This window comes from Pontibacter mucosus (genome assembly GCF_003054055.1).
GTDB classification, from domain to species: domain Bacteria; phylum Bacteroidota; class Bacteroidia; order Cytophagales; family Hymenobacteraceae; genus Pontibacter; species Pontibacter mucosus.
In genome coordinates this window covers 223223-244221 of record NZ_QBKI01000006.1, presented here as the reverse complement: position 1 = coordinate 244221, position 20999 = coordinate 223223, and the positions used below count along the sequence as shown (strand labels likewise).

The window sequence follows — 20999 nt, the reverse complement described above, 5'->3', positions numbered from 1 at the left end:
AAGTATGATGCAAAAGAACCGGAGCGTGCTGCTGGGGGCGGCTTTCCTGATGGCGACCTCTGCCGTTGGCCCCGGCTTCCTGACGCAGACCACTGTGTTTACGCAGCAACTGGCGGCCAGCTTTGGCTTCGTTATACTGGTCTCTGTTATACTTGATATTGGCGTGCAGCTGAACGTGTGGCGGGTGATTGCCGTGTCGGAGCGGCGGGCGCAGGATATTGCCAACCTGGTGCTGCCGGGACTGGGCGCGTTCATCTCTTTTCTGATTGTGCTGGGTGGGCTGGCTTTTAACATCGGCAACGTGGGCGGCGCCGGGCTTGGCTTTAACGTGCTGCTGGGCATCTCCCCCGAAACCGGGGCTATACTTGCCGCTGCCATGGCCATTGGAGTATTTTTGGTACGTGAAGCGGGCAAAGTGATGGACCGTTTTGCGCAAGTCATGGGCTTTCTGATGATCCTGCTGATCGTGTTCGTGGCCTTTGTTTCGGAGCCGCCCGTTGGGGAGGCTGTTACCAAAACTTTTCTGCCCGATGAGGTGGACATGCTGGCGATTGTAACGCTGGTTGGAGGTACCGTGGGTGGTTACATCACCTTTGCCGGAGGCCACCGCCTGCTGGACGCCGGTATAAAAGGGAAGGCATCGCTACAGCAGGTAAACACCAGCGCTGTGATGGGAATTGGGGTGGCCTCTGTTATCCGTGTTTTACTTTTCCTGGCTGCCTTTGGGGTGGTGAGCAAGGGGTTGGCGCTGGATACAGCTAATCCGCCTGCTTCCGTTTTCCGGTTGGCCGCAGGGGAGGTGGGCTACAAACTTTTCGGGGTGGTGATGCTCTCGGCGGCGGTTACCTCTATTGTTGGCTCGGCTTATACGTCAGTGACCTTTATTAAGTCGTTCAGCAGCGTTATCAGAAAGTATGAAAACTGGGTCATCATCGGATTTATACTTGTCTCCACGGCTATTTTCGTCACCATTGGTCAGCCTGTGCGCCTGCTTATACTTGCCGGCGCCCTCAACGGCCTCATTCTGCCGCTCACCCTGGCGGTTATACTTGTGGCTGCCTATAAACCCGGCATCATGGGTGCCTACCGCCACCCGCCGCTGCTTACTGTTTTTGGGGTACTGGTGGTGCTGGTGATGGCCTACCTGAGTGGATATACGTTGCTACAGCAACTGCCTAAGTTGTTTAGTTACTAGTTGCTGGTTGTTAGTTATCAGTGCGATTAAATTTTATCATTATCTAATAACGAATAACTAACAACGAACAACGAACAACCATCCCGCCGTACAACCAAAGTATGAGCATGCAGCAGGGGCAAACCGCTACTTTTCGTTTCCATGGGTCATTGAATAATTTTCTGCCCAAGCGCCGGCGAGGGAGCGCTATACATTATACTTTCAATGGGACGCCGGCCATTAAGGATTCTATCGAAGCACTAGGCGTGCCACACCCGGAGGTGGATGTGATACTGGTAAACCACAAGCCGGTTGCTTTTTCATACCTGCTGCAGGAAGGTGACGTGGTAGAAGTATACCCGGTGGAAACGGGGAGGAGTTGGCCGGCTGGTTATACGATGGAGGAGAAAAACCCGCCCCCGCACCGCTTTGTACTGGATGTGCACTTGGGCACGCTGGCCAAAAGTATGCGCATGCTCGGCCTTGATACCCACTACCAGACTGACCTTGCCGATGCCGCCATTGCCCGCATCGCGGTCGCAGAGGAGCGCGTGGTGCTGACGCGCGATGTGGGGCTATTGAAGCAGAAAAGCATCACCTGGGGCTACTGGCTTCGATCCCAGCACACGGAGGAGCAACTGGAGGAGGTAATCCGGCGCTATAGCCTGCAGCCCAGCTTCCGACCCTTTGCCCGCTGCCTGGCCTGCAACGTGCCGGTACAGCAGGTACGCAAAGAAGAGGTGCTGGAACAACTGCCACCCAAGACCAAGCTATACTTCGAGGAATTCTACCGCTGCCCCTCCTGTAGCCGCGTGTACTGGAAAGGCTCGCATTATGAGCGAATGCAAGAATTTGTAACCAGAATCAGTCGCTCCTGAGACCAGCCGCTAATTTCAAGCTACCTTTAACAATTATGGCCATTTTTAAAGGGAACCTTTGCCTTTCTAAAGATTACTTGTGGTGAGATGGTGTTCCAACATCAAATTTTTTATACTACTGCCGCTTTTTCTTATAAGCCAAGAGCTCGAAATGTTATTTTATTCACCTGTTTCTGCTGCATCTCCAGTGTCCCTCTTTTATTGCTGCATTTCTGATGCATTGTATTCATATTATAAAGAGTAGGGTTATCACTGTCTAAACTTAGTTTAGTAAGGTGCCAGATTGTAACATCTCTATATGCAGCTGCCTTTACAGGTTCCGCATACGTTTGCGGACAGTAGCTTCTATCATGCTTTAAAATTGTAATATATTGAGTATGGGTGGCTGAAAAAGTACCCCCTCAATAAGGTTGTAGCGGTAGTGGGTAGTTGCTTACTTTGCCTATAGGGTATCTTTTGTTATGCTGTAATCGCTTGTAGGTAAATGTTTTGCATTCGATTTAATGAGGTGTTAAGAGAGGTGATAGCACACTCATTTTAGGCTTAAAAATCTATTCAGAAATGATAAATTCTTTTGAATAGTAGCATAGAATATAAAAGATTATATATCTTCACCCCCCAAATAACAACCTATCATAAACATGAAGAACTATTTACGATGTATTTTGTGGGGGCTCTGCATGCTCCTGCTACATGCAGAGGGTTTTGCCCAGGGCAGAACTGTAAGTGGAACAGTAACATCCGCCGAGGACAGGATTGCGCTCCCGGGTGTTTCTGTTACCGTAAAGGGTAAGTCGCGCGGAACTGTCACAGATGCCGCCGGACAATACTCTATTAACAATTTGGAGGGTACAGATGTACTTGTTTTCTCCTTTATTGGTATGAAGCCTGTTGAGCGTACTGTTGGCAATGCAACGTCGATCAATATTGCGTTGCAGGCTGACAACGAGACACTGGATGAGGTGGTCGTAACCGCTCTTGGTATTAAGCAGGAGAAGAAGGCCCTGGGGTATGCCGTAACCGAGGTTAAAGGCGCTACCATTGCACAAACGCAGCGCGAGAACTTCGTGAATGGCTTGGCGGGTCGTGTAGCTGGTGTTGATGTAAATACTACCTCAGGTATGCCAGGTGCCTCTACATCTATCATGATTCGTGGCGTGTCCTCACTTAGCGGTAGCAACCAGCCCTTGTTCGTAGTAGATGGTCTGCCAATCAGCAACAGCACCTTCAACACAAGCGCATTTGCCTCTACTGCTGTTTCTGCCACGTCGCTTAACAACAGATCCTCTGACTTCACCAACCGAGCCGCTGACCTTAATCCGGAAGATATTGAGAGCATCACCATCCTGAAAGGCCCTGAGGCATCAGCTCTGTATGGTATTGACGCCGCTTCTGGTGCAGTTGTAATCACTACGAAAAGAGGTAAGTCCGGTGCCCCGCGCATCGACTATAACAACAGCTTTAGAGTAGAGCGCATTAATAAGTATCCAGAAATTCAGCAGGTGTACGGCCGTGGCGACAACGGTGTAACGGACGCTAGCGGACAGGCTACTTCATACTTTGGTGGTCGCTATCCGGAAGGAACCCAGTTCTATGATAACATAGACAACTTCTTCCAAAACGGCTTTACTCAAAAGCACAACGTGGCGATGAGCGGCGGCTCCGATAAGGCGACCTACCGTATTTCTGCCGGTTATACCGATCAGGAAGGTTTTGTGCCAGGTACAGACCTTTCCAAGTTTAACCTGTCCTCTGCAGTTACTGCAGAAATGAACAAGTATATTTCGGCTGATCTGACATTTGCCTATACTTATACTGATAACAACTCTGCCTTTAAAGGTGCGGGAGGCCCGCTGCTGGGACTGCTTGCCTGGCCAAGCACGGACGATGCGAGCATCTACCTGACTCCTAATGGCGAGCGCAGGTTCTATTCCACAGGGGATAATGAGATTGAGAACCCGTTCTTTAACGTAAATAAGAACACGATCAACAACCTAAACAACCGTTATATCACAAACGCCCGCATCAGCATAGAGGCAACCGACTGGCTGCGCTTTGTAGGTAATGCTGGTTTTGACTTCTCTTCCGGTAAAATTACCATGGTGCGCCACCCGGAGTCTGCCTATGGCTTCTCTCGTGGTGGTATCTTTGACCAGTCGCTCGATAACAGCAGAAACTTTAACCTGCAGTACTATGGCGAGGCTGATCGCTCTTTCTTCGGAAGCAAGCTGAACGCTAACCTGAAGGTTGGTAGCGCTGTTTACTCACAGGAAACTTATACCCAGGCTGTTACAGGAGAGCGCTTCCTGGCCCCGGACCTGTACTCCATCGAGAACACGGACAACACGACGCACCGTGGCCGCAACCGTCTATCTGAGCGTCGCCGTGTAGGTGTTTTCGGTAACCTGACGTTGGATTACGACAACATCTTCTTCCTTACGGTAACCGGCCGTAACGACTGGAGCTCCACGCTGCCTGTGCAGAACAGGTCGTTCTTCTATCCATCTGTTGGCGCCAGCTTTATCTTCACCGAGCTTGAGCCGCTTCGTGCTATTAACAATGTGCTGAGCTACGGTAAGCTGCGCGGTTCGTGGGCACAGGTAGGTAAGGATGCCAACCCTTATAGTATCCGTGCGTTTCTGGAGCCTAAACCAACTACAGGCGGTGGCTTTGGATATGGCTTCACCGGACCTAGCCCGAATCTTCGCCCTGAGATGACAACCTCTTACGAATTCGGTACGGAGCTGAAGTTCTTTAACAACCGCATCGGCATTGACGCGACTTACTTCAACAAGCTATCAGAAGATCAGATTGTACAGGATATGCGTCTGAGCTATGCTACAGGCTTCATTCTGCAGGCGTTTAATGCCGGTAAAATGAGAACTGAAGGTATAGAATTACAGTTTAACGCTGCCCCGGTGGTTAGCTCAAACTTCACTTGGGATGTGTTGGCAAACTTTACGCACCTGTGGAGTGAGCTTATCTCCCTGCCAACTGGTGTAAACGAGTTCTACATGTCTGATACCTGGCTGTACGGCAACGTGCGTAACGGTTCTGTGATTGGAGGCCCATTGACAACACTGACTGGCTTTAACTACCAGCGTAACGATGCCGGTCAGATTTTGATTGATCCGAACACAGGCTATCCGCTCCGCAACCTTTCTGAGTGGGTAGTGGTGGGTGACAGACAGCCTGACTTCACGGTAGGTCTGACTAACACGTTTACCTACAAGAACATGTCTCTTAGCTTCCTGCTCGACTTCAGAAAAGGTGGCGATATCTACAACGGCACAGAGCACTTCCTGACTGCCCGTGGTCTGAGCACCAGAACGCTGGATCGTGAGACACCGGTTGTTTTTGAAGGTGTGTTGAAGGATGGCAGAGAGAACTCTGCAACCCCAACGGTAAATACCCGAGTAATCGACCCATCCCGTGACCCTAACTTCTGGTCTACTACTTATGGCCTTCCAGAAATCAACTTCATCGAGAAGGATATCAACTGGATGCGTCTGCGCGATGTCACCCTGAATTACAACTTTGACTCTAATCTGCTGAACCGCACCAAGTTCATTAAGGCTGGCAGCGTGTTCGTTACAGCGACCGACCTATTTATTATCACTAACTACTCTGGCCTGGACCCTGTGGTTAATGGAAACTCAGCAGCAGTTGGCGGTAGTGGCGGGGTTGGCTTCGACTATGGCAACTTCCCAATGCCAATTGGTGTGAACTTCGGTGTAAGATTAGGCTTCTAATTAAGATCTATCATGAGAACGAAATATAATTACTTTAAAAAGATAGTATGTGCCTCCCTGTTTGCAGTAGGCACACTGGCTACCACAAGCTGTGATAGCTACCTGGACGTTAATACAAACCCTAATGGTCCTGATCAGGTAGTAGCCCCGCATTTATACTTGCCGTCAATACAGTCTGATCTAGCCCTGGGTATTCAGTTTGATTCACGCTACCTGGGCAACTACATTCAGAACTGGAATTACCGTGATGTTAACAACACATGGGATCGCCATGGCTATGTTGCCGGTAGCGATGCCGCAGGACAGTTATGGCGTTCGGTATATTGGACGATGGGTGAGAACCTAACGGACATGATCAACAAGGCAGAAGAGGAAGAGCGCTGGGACTTTGTGGGCGTAGGGTATGTGCTGCGTGCCTTTGGTTGGCAGCTGCTAACCGATTACCACGGAGAGATCATTGTGAAGCAGGCTTTTGAGCCAGGCCGTACTACTTTCGACTACGACTCTCAGGAGTTTGTGTACGAAGAGGTAAGACGCCTGACGCAGCTGGGCATCCAGAACCTGGAGCGTACCGATGGAAAAGTGGGTAGCTCTACACTGGCTCAGGGAGATCTGATTTACAATGGCGACCGCGACAAATGGCTTCGCTTTGCATATGGCCTGCTTGCCATCAACGAAAGCCGTTTAACGAACAAGTCTACCTTCAGTCCGGATAAAGTGATCGAGTATGTAGACAAGGCACTTCGCAGTAATGGCGATGATGCTTCGGTACGTTTCGAAGGGGCTGTGAGCAACGATACAAACTTCTTCGGACCTAGACGCGGTAACCTGAACATCTACCGCCAGTCTAAGTTTATTGTAAGCCTGCTGGATGGAACAAACCCTGCGCTTAAAGATCCTGCTCTTGCCGGAACCGATCCTGTTTTTGCAGGTGAAAGCCTAAAGGACCCGCGCCTGCCAGTGTTGCTGGCTCCGGCTAACGACGGCAAATACCGTGGCGTTACGCCTGGTATCGGTGTAACAGAGTATACTGTTGCCAACGAGCGGCCACGCAACCTATGGGCGACAGCCTCTGATAACGTGCCTGCCACTACGCCTAACAAGTACCTGTTTGGCAACAACGCACGATTCCCGCTGATGACATTCTCGCAACTGCAGTTCATTAAAGCAGAAGCGGCCTACATCAAAGGTGATAAGCCTACCGCATTGGATGCCTACACCAAGGGAGTAATGGCTCACATGGACTTTGTGAAAACCTTTGTTACAAACGACTCTTCTACTCCGGAGGATGAGGTGGCTGTATTTGAGCAGCGTCGTAGCAAGTACCTGGCCAGTGAGGAGCTGATGCCTACCACTGCAGAGGGCCTTACCCTGCAGAAGATTATGCTGCAGAAATATATCGCGCAGTTTGGCTGGGGCTTCATTGAGACATGGTCTGACCTGAGAAGGTATGATTACATTGCAAACGAAGACGGCACCATTGACGACAACCCGGACAATAACGTGTTTGCTGGTTTCGTGCTGCCGAATCCGCTCTTTGGCCAGAACCAAGGCAAGCCTGCCTACCGCTTCCGCCCTCGCTACAACTCAGAGTATATGTGGAACGTGGCTTCCCTGGAGAAGATTGGTGGCCTGGCGCCAGATTACCATACGGTTGAAATGTGGTTTAGCAAGTAAATGTAAAGTAGATTATTATGAAGAACATACTATATAAATCCTTTTTAGTGCTGGCAGCCGGCCTGATGCTGGGCGCTTGTGAGGAGAACGCGATTGAGGATCACAATAACCCTGTACAGGGTGGTGCTTTCATCAAGTTTGCGCATACGTCTCCTACTGCACCTGCTGTTAACTTTTACCTGAATAGCAGCAAAATATCTGGCTTGGCCCCTACCGCAAGTGGGGAAGAGCAGGGATTGAGTTTCACCACTACTTCTGTATTCCCATCCAGTTTTGGGTATTCCAATGTGCCAGCCGGAACACATAACCTGCAGGCCATAAGCCCGGCAGCTGCGGGTGGGGCAGTGGTAGCACAAGGAAACGTGGCTCTAGCTGAAGGCGGACATTACACAGCGTTTCTGCTGGGTTTAGCCGAACCGTATGAAACACTACTGGTTGAGAGCAAAATGCCGGAGGCGAATTATTCCCGAAGCTACATTCGCGTTGTCAATGTGGCCGAAAATGCTCCTTCTGCACTTGATGCTGTTGTTGTGCGTACCGCAACTTCAGAAACCGCTGAAACAAGAACTTCCATTGGCAATGATGTATCCTATAAAGGACAGACTGACTATGTGGCTATCGACGCCCAGGGCAGCTACGTGGTGGAGCTAACTCTTGAAGGTGCAGAAGGACCAGTTGTGCTGAAGTCTGCTAGCTTTTCACCAATTGCGGGCCGTGTGTATACGCTCATCGTTCGCGGCGACTTTGCTACTGCAGCAGGCTCTCTGCTGATTAGAGACAGATAATCAATCCCTAAAACCTATCATAAACAAAAAAGCCGCTCATCTGAGCGGCTTTTTTGTTTATGATAAAGCCGTAAACTGCTAACCGCCTACAACAGCTTCTTCCCTTTCACCTTTACCCTCGCCGTGGGTGCGCTTTCATTCTGGATCTGGTCTAGCGCCGTTACGACGTAAGTATAGCGCCTGCCTGGTTTCACGTCCCGGTCGAGGTAGTGCAGGGTGTCTTTGTATACTTTAGCAACGATATTTTCGGGGTTATCGAAGTCCGGCTGCTGGTTTTTCGGGAATCGGTATACCACGTAGTAACGGGCGGTTTCGCCGTCGGAGGCAGGCTTGGAGGGGCTCCAGTTCAGGTACACGCCTTCGTGCGTGCTTTTAGCCTCCAACGCCTCCGGGGCCATCGGGGCAATAGCGTCAATCCAGGCCATGGTGGGAACCAGCGCAGGCAAGCGGTAAAAGTCCTGGCGCAGGCTGTCCTGTACGCCGTTCGGGTTGCTCATTACCGATTTGGAACTGAAGAACACGCTGCCATGCACATTAGGCGTACTTCGGTTCAGGCGAAGCTGGCGGCCATTTTCCAGGGGATCAGACCATTCCCTAAACCTTCGGTCGCTGTTGACCTTATAGGTGCCCTGGCCAATGTAGAGGTGCTTGCCAAAGTTATTTTTGCTCCACCAGTCCAGCAGCTTGGCGTAGTCAGCCACATCGTATCCGATGTGGAAGTATAGCTGCGGCACGTTGTAGTCTATCCAGCCTTTTTCAAGCCAGCCCCGGATATCGGCGTACAGGTGGTCGTAGTTCGTGAGACCGCCTTTGGTGTCAGAGCCGCGCGTGTCTTCTGCGGTTTTGTTACGCCAGATGGAGAAAGGACTGATGCCGAATTTAACCCTTGGGTTCACCGCTTTTATACTATCGGAGAGGGACTTGATAACCTCATCCACGTTATAGCGGCGCCAGTCGTCTTTGCTGGCAAAGCCTGCGCCATACTTTTCGAAGTCCTCATCATCCGGAAAAGGCTCGGCCGTAGGGTAGGGGTAGAAGTAGTCGTCGAAGTGAATGGCGTCTACCTCATAGTTGCGCACCACATCCATGATAATGCCGGTGATATACTCACGAACTTCCGGGAGGCCAGGTTTAAAGTATAGTTTGCCGCCATACTGTATAAACCATTCCGGCTTGGTTTGGGTGATGTGGTTGGGGTTGAGGTTAGCAATGATGGTGTCGTGGGAGGCGCGGTAGGGGTTAAACCAGGCATGGAACTCCATGCCGCGCTTATGGGCCTCGGCAATCTGGAAAGCGAGCGGATCGTAGGGAGGGTTGGGCGCTTTGCCTTGTGTTCCGGAGAGCCAGTGCGACCACAGTTCCTTGTCGCTGCGGTAGAACGCGTCTGTGGTGGGGCGCACTTGTACCACCACCGCATTCATGCCGTTCTTCTGGTGCTCATCCAGAATGTACTTAAACTCCTCTTGCTGAATAACCGAGGAAAGGCCCGGCTGGCTTGGCCAATCGATGTTGGCCACCGTGGCAATCCAGACCGCCCGGAACTCGCGCTTCGGCGTGGTGGATTGGGAGAAAGCCTCCAAAGCCGGAAAGCTTAGTAGAAAGAGGCAAAGTATAAAAAGTTTTTTCATGGGTGTTGGTTAAAGATAGGTTGGTTATGAGTTGGTTTATCTGTGGCAGATCGCCGTGCGAAAGAAATCTCAGAAGTATAGGTTAGTGCATCAGTGTTTAATTGTCAATATATAATGGATATTGTATATTAGCAATGCTAAATTACTATCACTGAGCGCGGAGCAAAGTATTAAACCCGTGCCTCACCTCCTGCTTAACCTATGAAATACACCCTCCTGCTCCCGTTTATACTTGTGCTGTTGCTGGGCTGCCAGCGCCCCGCCTCGCAGCAGGCCGTAGCTGGCGACATCGCTTTTCTCTCCCGCGAGGCTTGGGGGGCGAATGCACCGGTGTTGCCCATGCGCAGCCATACCCTCACGCGCCTAACCATCCACCACACAGCCACTAAGCAGCTGCCCCACAGAACCTTAACCGATAAGATGCGGGCCTTGCAGAAGTTTTCGCAGGAGGAAAGCTTGCTATGGGATGGCAGAACCAAGCCGCAGTGGGCTGATATACCTTATCATATGTACATTGATTGCCACGGCCAGGTGGCAGAAGGAAGAGACCTAGGTTATGCAGGAGACTCCAATACTTCCTACGATCCGGCTGGTCACCTGCTGGTAGTAGTGGAGGGAAACTTTGAGGAGGAGCCTATCACCTCGGCGCAAATGAAAACGCTGAACAGGCTGGTGCCTGCCCTGGCAAAACGCTATAACATTCCGGCAGACAGCTTGGGCGGCCACCTGGATTTTGCACAGACCCAGTGCCCGGGCAAGGGGCTCTATGACATGCTTCCGCATTTCAGGGAGTTGGTGGCAAGGAACAAGTAACCGTTCATTTCCTGATTTTATACTTTAAAAACCGAGCTTTAATTTCTGCATGATGATACAAAAGAAAACACTTAAAGCACTGGCCTTGGCGGCCCTCGTTTCAGCATCCGGCGGTTTGGGCCTAGTGGGCTGCGCGCAAACAAAGTATAAGGGCACTGACGAGGCCGCTTCGGGACAGGCAAGCGCCTGGGTGCGCATCAACCAGTTGGGGTACACGCCCTCTGGCATCAAGGTGGCGGTGTGGGTGAGCAAGGGCCAGGAAAAACTGCGCCGTTTTGAGCTGGTAGACGCTTCTACCGACAAGGTGGTGTTTAAAGGCGAGGCCGGGGAGGCATTCGGGGCCTACGGTCCTTTCACGGAGTCGTACCGCCTTAACTTCACTTCCTTTACAGCGCCAGGCACCTACTACATCAAGGCAGGCGGCGCTACGTCGCCGGTTTTCAGGGTAGCGGCCGATGTGTATGAAGGCACCGCAGACTTTACGCTCCGCTACATGCGCCAGCAGCGCAGCGGCTTTAACCCCTACCTCAAAGACTCCTGCCACGTGCACGATGGCTATACCATGTACGGGCCGATGCCGGACAGTACCCTCATCGACGTGTCAGGTGGTTGGCACGATGCCTCCGATTACCTGCAATATTCGACTACTTCTGCCAACGCGACCTACCACCTGCTAGCCGCCTATCGCGATTTCCCTGACGTGTTCGGCGACGATCACCAGGACAATGGCCTGGAGGGAAGCAACGGCGTGGCCGATGTGCTGGATGAGGCGAAATGGGGCTTGACCTGGCTCACCAAAATGCACCCGCGGGAAGATTGGCTCTTCAATCAATTGGCTGACGACCGCGACCACCAGGGGCTGCGCCTTCCGACCAAAGACGATGTTGATTACGGCATGGGGCCAGGTAAAGCGCGCCCCGTATACTTTGTAACCGGCGAGCCGCAGGGGCTGGGCAAGTATAAAAACAGGGCGACAGGTGCAGCCTCCACGGCTGGTAAATTTGCCAGCGCCTTCGCCCTGGGAGCTCAGATCTACAGTGGCAAGGATGAAGCCCTGGCGGACTTATACAGCAAAAAAGCCCAATCGGCTTACAAGCTTGGGCTGGCTAAGCCGGGTGTAGCCCAGACCGCTCCAAACCGTGCGCCATACTTTTACGAGGAGGATAACTGGGTAGACGACATGCAATTAGGAGCGGCCGCGTTGCATCAGCTAACCGGGGACCAAACGTACTTCACTCAGGCCTATACTTACGGGCTGCAGGAAAAGGTAACCCCCTGGATGGGTGCCGACACGGCCCGCCATTACCAGTGGTATCCCTTCCACAACTTCGGGCACTATGAGCTAGCTAAAAAGGCCGACGAAGCTAAAAAGGCTGAGCTGCTAGGCTTTTACAAGGAAGGCATCGAGCGTGTATATGCGAAAGCAAAGAAGAACGCCTTTTACCGCGGGGTTCCGTTCATCTGGTGCTCGAATAACCTGACCACCTCCTTCGCTATCCAAAGCTACCTCTACCGCACCCTCAGTGGGGATGAGACCTATGCCGAGCTGGAGCAGGCCAACATCGACTGGCTGTTTGGCGCGAATCCGTGGGGCACCAGCATGGTGTTTGGGTTACCTGACCATGGCGACACGCCCGAAGACCCGCACTCTGCACTGACCTTCCTGCACCAGATGCCACTGGATGGCGGCCTGGTGGACGGTCCGGTGTACGGCAGCATCTATAAAAACCTGATTGGCATTAAGCTCGAGCAGCCGGATGAGTATGCTGCATTTCAGTCCGACCTGGTAGTATACCACGATGATTTCGGCGACTACTCTACCAATGAGCCAACCATGGACGGAACTGCCTCGCTCATTTACCTGCTCGCAGCCAAGGAGCACAGCGCACGGGAGGGGGCGCAGGCAAAAAAGTAATCCGGGACGCGCATGGGGCCATTATCCGGGGCGATACTACAATCAAAAGTATAGCACTGGTTTTTACGGGTGATGAGTACGCGGACGGTGGGGAGGTAATTGCAAAGACGCTACGGGAGCAGCAGGTAAAAGCCTCGTTCTTCCTGACTGGGCGCTTTTACCGGAATCCGGCTTTTAAGCCCCTGTTAAAAAAGCTTGCTAGGGAGAAGCATTACCTGGGTGCCCACTCCGACGAGCACCTGCTCTACTGCGACTGGACCAAACGCGACAGCCTGCTGGTGACGCAGGAGCAGTTTCGCCAGGATCTGCGGAAGAATTACGAGCGGATGGCTGCCTTTGGCGTTCGAAAAGCGGATGCGCCCTACTTTCTGCCGCCCTATGAGTGGTATAACAAAAGTATAACGGAGTGGACGGCGCAGGAAGGGTTGCAGTTGGTAAACTTCAGCCCCGGCACCCGCTCCACCGCCGACTACACCTGGCCGGAAATGGGCAGCAGGTATCTCAGTTCCGAAAAGGTATATCGCTCCATCCTGGAGCACGAAGCTAAAGACCCAAATGGGTTGAATGGTTTTATACTTTTGGTGCACATCGGCACAGACCCGCGTCGCACCGACAAGTTTTACCATCGCCTGGATACGCTGCTGGCTGAGCTAAAGGGCAAAGGGTACCGTTTTGTGACTATCGATGCGCTTTTGAATTAGTTAGTATAGCGTATATAAACCAAGAACAGCCGCTCCCAGAGCGGCTGTTCTTGGTTTGGTAAACTGATAAGGTTAAGTATGGGGAGAATAGCTTGAAGTATAAACAAATAAATGAACCTTAGCACCTATACCTCAAAAGTCCTTTGTCTAAAAACTCTTTTTTCCAAAATCCCTTTCCAGCTTTACCATTTATACTTTACCGTTACCGGTAGCGAAGGCTCGCTCTCGTTCTGCTGGCGGTCCAGGGCGGTTACCACGTAAACATACCTGCCGCTCTCCAGAGGTGTTTCGTCGATGAACACAGTGTTGGTGCCGAAGACCTTGGCCACGATGCTGGCCGGGTTGTTCAGGTCATTTATACCTGGCTTCCACTTGCGATCCTCCCAGAAAGCGCGTTTCCAGATAGGCGTTTCCCAGATGTCTGCTTTCTCGAAGCGGTAAATCAGGTAGTAACGCACGTTCTGGTCGTGTTGCCAATGCAGGCGCACCCCATTGTCTGTCTGGCGAGCCTTCAGGGAGAACGGCGGCTCCAGTTCCTCACTTTTCTTCCACGCCATCACGGGCGGCAGGGCAGGGTATTTATAGTATGATGTGCGCAAAGAATCCTGCAGGTTATTCGGGTTGCTCATCACCGATTTGGAGCTGAAAAACACGCTGCCCGTAATGTTGGGGGTGTGCCTGGTAAGCTGCAGCTGGCGTGGCATCTGGTTCGGGTCGTGCCAATCCGAGTAGGTAGGGTCGGAGGCGATTTTATAAGCACCCAGTCCTATGTACAGGTGGCGCTGGAAGGAGTTCTGCGACCACCACTCCACCAGCGTCTTAAAATCGGCGGCTGGGTTGCCGATGTGCCAGTACAGTTGCGGCACCAGGTAATCAATCCAGCCCAGCTGCATCCATTTGCGGGTATCGGCATAGAGGGCCGTGTAGCTCGGGGCACCCGCGCGGGTATCGGAGCCGTCCGGGCCGTCAGCCAGGTTTTTCCAAACACCCGAAGGGCTGATGCCGAATTTTACCCACGGCTTCACTGCGTTTATACTATCCGATACAGCTGCTATCAACTCATCCACATTGTAGCGGCGCCAGTCGTCCTTGTTCGTAAAAAGGCCTTTGTAAGCAGCATAGGTGTTGTCGTCCGGGAACTTCAGTTTGCCCACCGGGTAAGGGTAGAAGTAGTCGTCGAAGTGCACTCCGTCTATATCGTAGCGGTTCACCACGTCCATCACCACGCTGGTAATGTACTGGCGCACCTCCGGGATGCCCGGGTTAAACAACAGCTTGCCGTCATACTGCACAAACCAGTCCGGCTTGCGTTTGGTGATGTGGTCCGGGGCTACCTGCGCCTTGGCATCGAAGGTGGCACGGTAGGGGTTAAACCAGGCATGAAACTCCATGCCGCGTTTGTGGGCCTCATCGAGCATGAACTGCAGCGGGTCGTAGGGCGGGTTGGTGGCCACTCCCTGTTTGCCGCTCAAAAACTCCGACCAGGGCTCCAAATTGCTGCGGTAAAGGGCGTCTGCGGCGGGGCGAACTTGCACTATTACCGCATTCATCCCGTTTTTCTGGTGCTCGTCTAAAATGTACTTAAACTCTTGCTGCTGCACGGCGGGCGAGAGGCCTTTCTGCCCCGGCCAGTCGATGTTGGCCACGGTGGCAATCCAGACGGCGCGGAATTCACGCTTCAGCGGCTGCTGTTGTGCCTGCGCGAACGAAGCAGAGGCTCCCACGAAAAGTAGCAGGAAATACTTGAGTAAAAATTTACGCATTAGCAGTAAGGGTTAAGATGGTATTATACTTTATTAAGTTGATGTTTTCCTAAAAGCAGTTTTTGGGATTGAAGCTGTACTTTATCGAAATATAGTAATAGGATGTTATTTAGGAAATAATCCGGCTTAAATTAACTGCTTAATTTGCACTATATTTTAGCGGGAGGAGGAGGGTGTAAGAATCTGTGATAACATGGGTCACCTTTCTTATAAAAGGTTTAAATTTACCCTCTGACATGCTAATCACTAACCCTTAACAAACCTTGAAAAAGCGTTCCTATCTTTTGCTCACCCTTATTGCCCTGCTGTTGTTTGGGGCGATGGATGCGGATGCTCAGAGGAGCACCTCTAAGACACGCCGCAGCACTACTCAAAAAGCGATAGCCAAAACCTTTAATCCGGCCACTGATCCGCCTTTCCTGAACGCCAACCAGGCCTGGGTGGACTCTGTGTTTAACACCCTGACACCGGAAGAGCGCATCGCGCAGCTCATCATGATCCCTGTCTACTCCAACAAAGACCAGGCGCACATGGATTCGGTGAGCAGGCTGGTGACAAAGTATAAAGTAGGCGGGCTTATCTTCTTCCAGGGCGGCCCGGTGCGCCAGGCACACATGACCAACCGCCTGCAAAGCGAAAGCAAGGTGCCCCTGATGGTCAGTATAGACGGGGAGTGGGGCCTGGCCATGCGCCTCGACAGCACCATCCGTTTCCCGTACCAGATGGCTTTGGGCGGCATCGAGGATGAGCAACTCATCTATGAGATGGGGGCCGAGATTGCCCGCCAGTGCCGCCGCTTGGGCATCCACGTAAACTTCGCGCCGGTGGTGGACGTGAACAACAACGCTAACAACCCGGTAATCGGCTTCCGCTCTTTCGGCGAAGACAAGTATAACGTAACCCGCAAGGCCATGGCTTACATGCGCGGCATGCAGGACGAGAAGGTGCTGGCCAACGCCAAGCACTTCCCCGGCCACGGCGACACCAACGTGGATTCGCACTACGGCCTGCCGGTAATCCATTTCTCCAAACTGCGCCTCGACTCGCTGGAGCTTTACCCGTTCCGCCAGCTGATGAAAAACGGACTGGGCAGCCTGATGGTGGCCCACATGAACATCCCGGTGCTGGACAACACCGACAGCCTTGCCTCCACGCTTTCGAAGCCTATCGTAACGGACCTGCTGAAGAAGGAGATGGGCTACCAGGGACTGGTGTTTACCGACGCCCTGAACATGGATGGTGTGGCTAAGTATTACCCGCCGGGGATTGTGGACGTGAAGGCGCTGTTGGCCGGTAACGATATGCTCCTGAACACGATGGACGTGAAGACAACCATCCAGGAAATTAAAAAAGCAATTGCCAACGGAGAGATTACGCAGGAAGAAGTGGATGCCCGCGCCCGTAAGGTGCTGGCCGCCAAGCAGTGGCTGGGGCTTGACAAGTATAAGCCGGTGGAAATCGAGAACCTGGTGGAGGATCTGAACAACCCGCACGCCAAGTACCTGAACCAGCAGTTGGTACAGGCCTCGCTCACGCTGCTGCGCAACAAGAACAACATCCTGCCTATCCAAAATATCGATACCCTGAAAGTAGCAGCGATTGCCATTGGCACCAGGCAGGAAACGGATTTCCAGAAAGGCCTGTCGCGCTATACCAAGGTTGATACCTTCTACCTGCAGCCTACTGCCTCATTAGCGGAACTGATGGCCCTTAAAGAGCAGTTGCAGGAGTATAACCTGGTTATCGCCGGACTGCACAGGCTGAACCTGAAGGCTGGCAGCAGCAACTTCGGTATCTCTGCCGAAATGAACCTGTTTCTCAAAGACCTTATCCGCTCCAAACCAACCATTGTGGGCGTATTTGGCAACGTGTACAGCCTGGCAGAACTGGAAAGCCTGGACAAGGCACATGCTGTGATTGCCGCTTACCAGGAAACCCCTGAAACGCAGGACCTGACCGCGCAGATGATTTTCGGTGGCATTGGCGCGAAAGGTAAACTGCCGGTAACCATCAACAATTTCTTTAGGATTGACGATGGCCTGAGAACAGAAGGCGGTCTGCGCTTTGCCTATACGATGCCGGAGGCCGTTGGCCTGAGATCAGCTGACTTAGCGGGCATTGACTCGCTGGTGGCGCAGGCGATTGCCGAGAAGGCGACGCCCGGAGCGCAGGTACTCGTTGCCAAAGATGGAAAGGTGATTTACCACAAAGCCTTCGGCCACCATACTTATGACAACGAACGCCCGGTGCAGGTAACTGACCTCTACGACCTGGCTTCCGTGACCAAGATTAGCACAGCGCTGGCAGCTTTTATGAAGCTGAGCGGCGAGGGCCGTTTCGATGTGGACCGCACGCTGGGCGAGTACCTGCCGATGATGGAAGGCACTAACAAAGAGAACCTCAGGTACCGCGACATCCTCACGCACCAGGCAGGCCTGAAGTCGTGGATAGCGTTCTGGAGAGAGACGGTGAAGAAAAACGGTAAATTTAAGTGGGACACCTTCAAGGCCGATTCGTCCCGCCGATTCCCGGTAAAAGTGGCCGATAACCTGTACATCCACCGCAAGTATGCCGATAAGATTTACAAGGAAATCGCCAAGTCGCCGCTGAACGAGAAGCCGGGCTATGTGTACAGCGACCTGTCGTTTATATTGGCACCGCTGGTGGTGGAGAACATCACCGGAGAGGATTTTGAAACGTACCTGAAAGAGAAAATTTACAGACCAATTGGTGCGACCACGCTGACGTTTAACCCTTACAAGTACTACAAGTCGGAGCAGATTGTACCGACAGAGTATGAGCCGCACTTCCGTAAGCAGCTACTGCATACGTATGTGCATGATGAGGGCGCAGCCATGCTGGGCGGCGTAAGTGGCCATGCCGGACTATTCGGCAACTCCAACGACGTGGCCAAACTCATGCAGCTATACTTGCAGGACGGTAAATTTGCAGGCCAGACCTACATTGGCGGCAACACCGTGAGCCAGTTCAGTAAGTGCCAGTTCTGTGACCAGGGCAACTACCGCGCCTTAGGTTTTGACCGTCCGGCCAAGCCAGGCCAGCAGAACAGCAACGCTGCACCAAGCGCCCCGGTTGAGAGCTTCGGCCACTCGGGCTTTACCGGTACCTACGCTTGGGTAGACCCGGTGAACAACCTGGTGTACGTGTTCCTGTCGAACCGCGTGAACCCAACCCGCGAGAACCCGAAACTGAGCCAGTTGAACACCCGCACCAATGTGCTGCAGGTGGTATACGATGCCATAGATAAAAGCAAATTAGCGCAGCGCACCAACCCATAAACAGCTGCTTTATACTTTAACAAAAAGAGGCACTAGTAATGGTGCCTCTTTTTTTGTGGGGTTTATACTTTGGAGGGCCAATTAAAATTTGGTTAGTTTAGAAGGCCATCAGATAGGCAATTAAGAATCCGATGATGATGTTAGTGGTTGTTTTTACCCTTCTCTCCATTCATCAGCTATTCCTTCACCACCAGCAAACTCTTTAGGATCCAGGCCTGCAGCAACTGTAATTCGGTCTATCAGAGCACATAGCTCTTCTCTTTCTCCTGTCTCTATTAGACCTGGTACTTTATTATTCAGGTCATTTAAAGAAAGTATAGCCGTTTTAAAAAGCTTAATCTTTTCTTCTTTAGGAGCATGCTCTCCGATAGCAATCAGACCTCCAATAAAATCATCGAATACCTGCTTCGACTTCTCACAGTTATCTTTTGTGTATTGCTTCAGCCCATGCCTGAAAGACTTTCTCCACCTTGTAAATGGATAGCTGGTTTTTGCTACTAACAACTTCTCCTTATAGGTCATGCTTTCTGCTTTTTCTATAGGATTTAATGCTAGTGCATCTTCTGCTATGCTAAAGCAAAGTAACGCTGTTATGAATGCTATCATTGAGGTTTTCATTTCTTATATAAATTGCCGCTGATGTGCTGGGACAATGCAAGCTTTAGGGTACGTTAATACTTGTAGTTCTATTATATCACAATTCTGAAGGTGGTTCTTTCACACGGTAAAGACCCATCATGTCGTCCTGCCAAATTAGTAATCCCCAATCAGAAAGAGCATCAATCAGATACGCTTGCTCTGCAAAGTCAAGAGGCCTTCTTTGATAGCCTTCTTCATCAAAGTAGTATTCAAGTGTATATTCTTTACCATGTGACCTAATAGAATCAATGCTTGCAGATGGTCTGATTACATACGCTTCTTTCAAAGCTTCTTCATTTAATTTTAAAAAGCTGTTCCCTTTTACAAGTGAGGCTATAGAAGCAGAGTCGACAGGTGCATCAGCCATCTCACTAAGGCTGACAAGTTCTCTTACAGTATCTACTAGTATGCGCAAGCTGTCCCCCTTGTAAGTTGCACCTACTGTCAGGTAAGACCAACCAATAGGCGGTGGAGGCACTGTTACTTCATATCTTTCACTCGGAGCTACATACTGAACCATGAGCGTGCTCACATAGCTTTCGTTTTTTCTCCCAAACTCATCAGCTTTCTTTTCTTCAGCGTTTTTGGTTTGGCAGCCAGCAAGCAGCAGTACAAGGAATGTGAATCTCCTATAGTAAATACATCTCTCTTTTATTTTCATGATTCCTATTAGCCCTAACCACTGAATAAACTCCACTATACTTATATTGTATACAAGCAGCACTTATGTATGAATGTGTAATACTAATTTATAGTACTAATACTTTGTTCAGTTATCAAGCTAAGACTCAGATTCCCCAGGCGCTCCTGCTTACATAGCCAGCCAAATTACCTATAACTTTCCTCCCTAAAATCAGTAAGTATAGCAATTAATAAATATAACCATTGTTTTATACTTGCCCATGATGCGATCTCTATTTATACTTTTTGTACTGTTGCTGAGCGTGCCCAGCGTGTTTGCCCAAACTGTTACAGAGCCGGATACGGTGTGGCGGCGCTCATTTGCGGCGGGCATCAACCTCAACCAATCGGCCTTTAGCGACAATTGGAAAGCCGGCGGTATCAGTTCTATTGCCTTTAACACCAACCTTGATGCGCGGGCCGATTACAAGCGGGACAAAATTAGCTGGGACAATGCCGTGCAACTGCAGTATGGCCTTATCAAAAACAAGGATGAGGAAGGGCGCAAAAGTATAGACCGCATCTACCTCGACACCAAGTATGGCTACGCCTTCTCTTCCGACTGGAACACTTTTGTGTCGGCCAATTTTCTGTCGCAGTTTACCAGAGGGTATGAGTATGATGTAGACGACGACGGGACAGACAGGCTGATATCTAACTTCCTTTCGCCCGGTTTCCTGACGTTTGCGCTGGGTGCGGAGTATAAGCCTAACCCATACTTCTCGCTGAGGCTGAGCCCGTTTGCACCGCGTTTTACTTTTCTGGCCGACGAGTCGGTGGGGGAGAACGAGCGCTATGGCGTGCCTGAGGGCAAACAGGTGCGCACCGAGTGGCTGGCTGCCATGGTGCAAGCCTCCTATACCCGCGACATTATGGCTAACCTGAATTTCAAGGCCAATTACCTCTCCTACATCAATTACAAAGAGCTGGAAGGGAAGAAGATTGACCACATGCTGAACGCCACGCTGGCGGCTAAGGTAAACCGCTATATCAACGTAAACCTGATGGCCAACTTTGTGTATGACTATGACCAGGACGCCGCCGTGCAGTATAACCAGTCGCTCGGGCTGGGTATACTTTATACAGTACAGGGCTTTAGCGCCAGGTAAGTATAAACGTGTGGCTGCTCGAGTTGCTAAAGCCCTCGCTCGCCTCCGGCGAGTGTGCGGCATCCCGCGGCCTCTGGCCGTTTAAGTTTATACTCTATACTTCAGGCTCTACTATTTTTTATACTTGCTGCGTAACTATACTTGTAAAACGCGGCGCGACGCCATCTTATAGCTCACACTCGCCG

The 20999-nt window shown here is 51.4% G+C and carries 14 protein-coding genes; 10 read left to right on the top strand and 4 right to left on the bottom strand.

Features of this window, described 5'->3' with window-relative positions; all coding sequences use genetic code 11:
• Nucleotides 1–4 precede the first annotated feature (4 nt).
• The 5 genes from C8N40_RS13245 to C8N40_RS13225 all read left to right on the top strand — a co-directional run bounded on the left by C8N40_RS13245 (nucleotide 5) and on the right by C8N40_RS13225 (nucleotide 8266).
• Nucleotides 5–1195 (top strand): NRAMP family divalent metal transporter, encoded by a 1191-nt coding sequence (locus tag C8N40_RS13245; protein WP_108212248.1) that lies wholly within the window; start codon nucleotides 5–7, stop codon nucleotides 1193–1195.
• Nucleotides 1196–1296: 101 nt separating this feature from the next.
• Nucleotides 1297–2052, top strand: coding sequence for a Mut7-C RNAse domain-containing protein (locus C8N40_RS13240; protein ID WP_245905115.1), 756 nt, complete (start codon nucleotides 1297–1299; stop codon nucleotides 2050–2052).
• Nucleotides 2053–2693: 641 nt separating this feature from the next.
• The gene (locus tag C8N40_RS13235) at nucleotides 2694–5804 is read left to right on the top strand and encodes a SusC/RagA family TonB-linked outer membrane protein (RefSeq protein ID WP_108212246.1); all 3111 of its coding nucleotides are present in this window, start codon (nucleotides 2694–2696) and stop codon (nucleotides 5802–5804) included.
• 12 nt (nucleotides 5805–5816) lie between these two features.
• The gene (locus C8N40_RS13230) at nucleotides 5817–7481 is read left to right on the top strand and encodes a SusD/RagB family nutrient-binding outer membrane lipoprotein (protein WP_108212245.1); all 1665 of its coding nucleotides are present in this window, start codon (nucleotides 5817–5819) and stop codon (nucleotides 7479–7481) included.
• A gap of 17 nt (nucleotides 7482–7498) precedes the next feature.
• Complete coding sequence (locus tag C8N40_RS13225) at nucleotides 7499–8266, top strand: DUF4397 domain-containing protein (RefSeq protein WP_108212244.1); 768 nt, start codon at nucleotides 7499–7501, stop codon at nucleotides 8264–8266.
• A gap of 86 nt (nucleotides 8267–8352) precedes the next feature.
• On the opposite strand, the gene C8N40_RS13220 is transcribed toward C8N40_RS13225, so the two are convergent.
• Nucleotides 8353–9894 carry a glycoside hydrolase family 10-like protein gene (locus C8N40_RS13220; RefSeq protein WP_108212243.1) on the bottom strand — a complete coding sequence of 514 codons (1542 nt, stop codon included), beginning with the start codon at nucleotides 9892–9894 and terminating at the stop codon, nucleotides 8353–8355.
• Nucleotides 9895–10095: 201 nt separating this feature from the next.
• Between C8N40_RS13220 and C8N40_RS13215 the strand changes: the two genes are divergently transcribed.
• The 3 genes from C8N40_RS13215 to C8N40_RS23130 are packed head-to-tail and all read left to right on the top strand — an operon-like array spanning nucleotide 10096 to nucleotide 13323.
• Nucleotides 10096–10707 (top strand): peptidoglycan recognition protein family protein, encoded by a 612-nt coding sequence (locus tag C8N40_RS13215; protein ID WP_108212242.1) that lies wholly within the window; start codon nucleotides 10096–10098, stop codon nucleotides 10705–10707.
• A 49-nt stretch (nucleotides 10708–10756) separates the two neighbouring features.
• A complete protein-coding gene (locus C8N40_RS13210) occupies nucleotides 10757–12622 on the top strand; it encodes a glycoside hydrolase family 9 protein (RefSeq protein WP_245905114.1) in 1866 nt (621 codons plus the stop codon).
• Entirely contained in the window at nucleotides 12622–13323 is a 702-nt protein-coding gene (locus C8N40_RS23130) for a polysaccharide deacetylase family protein (protein ID WP_342749975.1), read from the top strand. Before C8N40_RS13210 ends, C8N40_RS23130 begins: the two co-directional genes overlap by 1 nt.
• Nucleotides 13324–13505: 182 nt before the next feature.
• Here the strand turns inward: C8N40_RS23130 and C8N40_RS13205 are convergent, their stop codons facing one another.
• Nucleotides 13506–15086: a glycoside hydrolase family 10-like protein gene (locus C8N40_RS13205; RefSeq protein ID WP_108212241.1), complete on the bottom strand. Its 1581-nt coding sequence runs from the start codon at nucleotides 15084–15086 to the stop codon at nucleotides 13506–13508.
• Between the two features lie 320 nt (nucleotides 15087–15406).
• On the opposite strand from C8N40_RS13205, the gene C8N40_RS13200 reads away from it, so the two are divergent.
• Complete coding sequence (locus C8N40_RS13200) at nucleotides 15407–18385, top strand: serine hydrolase domain-containing protein (RefSeq protein WP_108212399.1); 2979 nt, start codon at nucleotides 15407–15409, stop codon at nucleotides 18383–18385.
• Nucleotides 18386–18538: 153 nt separating this feature from the next.
• Here C8N40_RS13200 and C8N40_RS13195 read toward each other — a convergent pair whose 3' ends face one another.
• Complete coding sequence (locus tag C8N40_RS13195) at nucleotides 18539–19003, bottom strand: hypothetical protein (RefSeq protein WP_108212240.1); 465 nt, start codon at nucleotides 19001–19003, stop codon at nucleotides 18539–18541.
• 76 nt (nucleotides 19004–19079) lie between these two features.
• Entirely contained in the window at nucleotides 19080–19685 is a 606-nt protein-coding gene (locus C8N40_RS13190) for a hypothetical protein (protein ID WP_146173570.1), read from the bottom strand.
• Between the two features lie 241 nt (nucleotides 19686–19926).
• Here C8N40_RS13190 and C8N40_RS13185 point away from each other — a divergent pair, with 241 nt between their 5' ends.
• On the top strand, nucleotides 19927–20814 hold the full coding sequence (locus C8N40_RS13185; RefSeq protein WP_108212238.1) for a DUF3078 domain-containing protein: 888 nt from the start codon (nucleotides 19927–19929) through the stop codon (nucleotides 20812–20814).
• The last annotated feature ends 185 nt before the right edge of the window (nucleotides 20815–20999 follow it).

Bases quoted from the DNA above. Each gene is read 5' to 3' on its own strand.
- C8N40_RS13200 (WP_108212399.1), top strand. From the start codon at position 15,407: ATGGATGCGGATGCTCAGAGGAGCACCTCTAAGACACGCCGCAGCACT.
- C8N40_RS13225 (WP_108212244.1), top strand. From the start codon at position 7,499: ATGAAGAACATACTATATAAATCCTTTTTAGTGCTGGCAGCCGGCCTG.
- C8N40_RS13185 (WP_108212238.1), top strand. From the start codon at position 19,927: ATGATGCGATCTCTATTTATACTTTTTGTACTGTTGCTGAGCGTGCCC.
- C8N40_RS13230 (WP_108212245.1), top strand. From the start codon at position 5,817: ATGAGAACGAAATATAATTACTTTAAAAAGATAGTATGTGCCTCCCTG.
- C8N40_RS13215 (WP_108212242.1), top strand. From the start codon at position 10,096: ATGAAATACACCCTCCTGCTCCCGTTTATACTTGTGCTGTTGCTGGGC.
- C8N40_RS13210 (WP_245905114.1), top strand. From the start codon at position 10,757: ATGATGATACAAAAGAAAACACTTAAAGCACTGGCCTTGGCGGCCCTC.
- C8N40_RS13195 (WP_108212240.1), bottom strand. From the start codon at position 19,003: ATGAAAACCTCAATGATAGCATTCATAACAGCGTTACTTTGCTTTAGC.
- C8N40_RS13240 (WP_245905115.1), top strand. From the start codon at position 1,297: ATGAGCATGCAGCAGGGGCAAACCGCTACTTTTCGTTTCCATGGGTCA.
- C8N40_RS13220 (WP_108212243.1), bottom strand. From the start codon at position 9,894: ATGAAAAAACTTTTTATACTTTGCCTCTTTCTACTAAGCTTTCCGGCT.
- C8N40_RS13235 (WP_108212246.1), top strand. From the start codon at position 2,694: ATGAAGAACTATTTACGATGTATTTTGTGGGGGCTCTGCATGCTCCTG.
- C8N40_RS13190 (WP_146173570.1), bottom strand. From the start codon at position 19,685: ATGAAAATAAAAGAGAGATGTATTTACTATAGGAGATTCACATTCCTT.
- C8N40_RS13245 (WP_108212248.1), top strand. From the start codon at position 5: ATGATGCAAAAGAACCGGAGCGTGCTGCTGGGGGCGGCTTTCCTGATG.
- C8N40_RS13205 (WP_108212241.1), bottom strand. From the start codon at position 15,086: ATGCGTAAATTTTTACTCAAGTATTTCCTGCTACTTTTCGTGGGAGCC.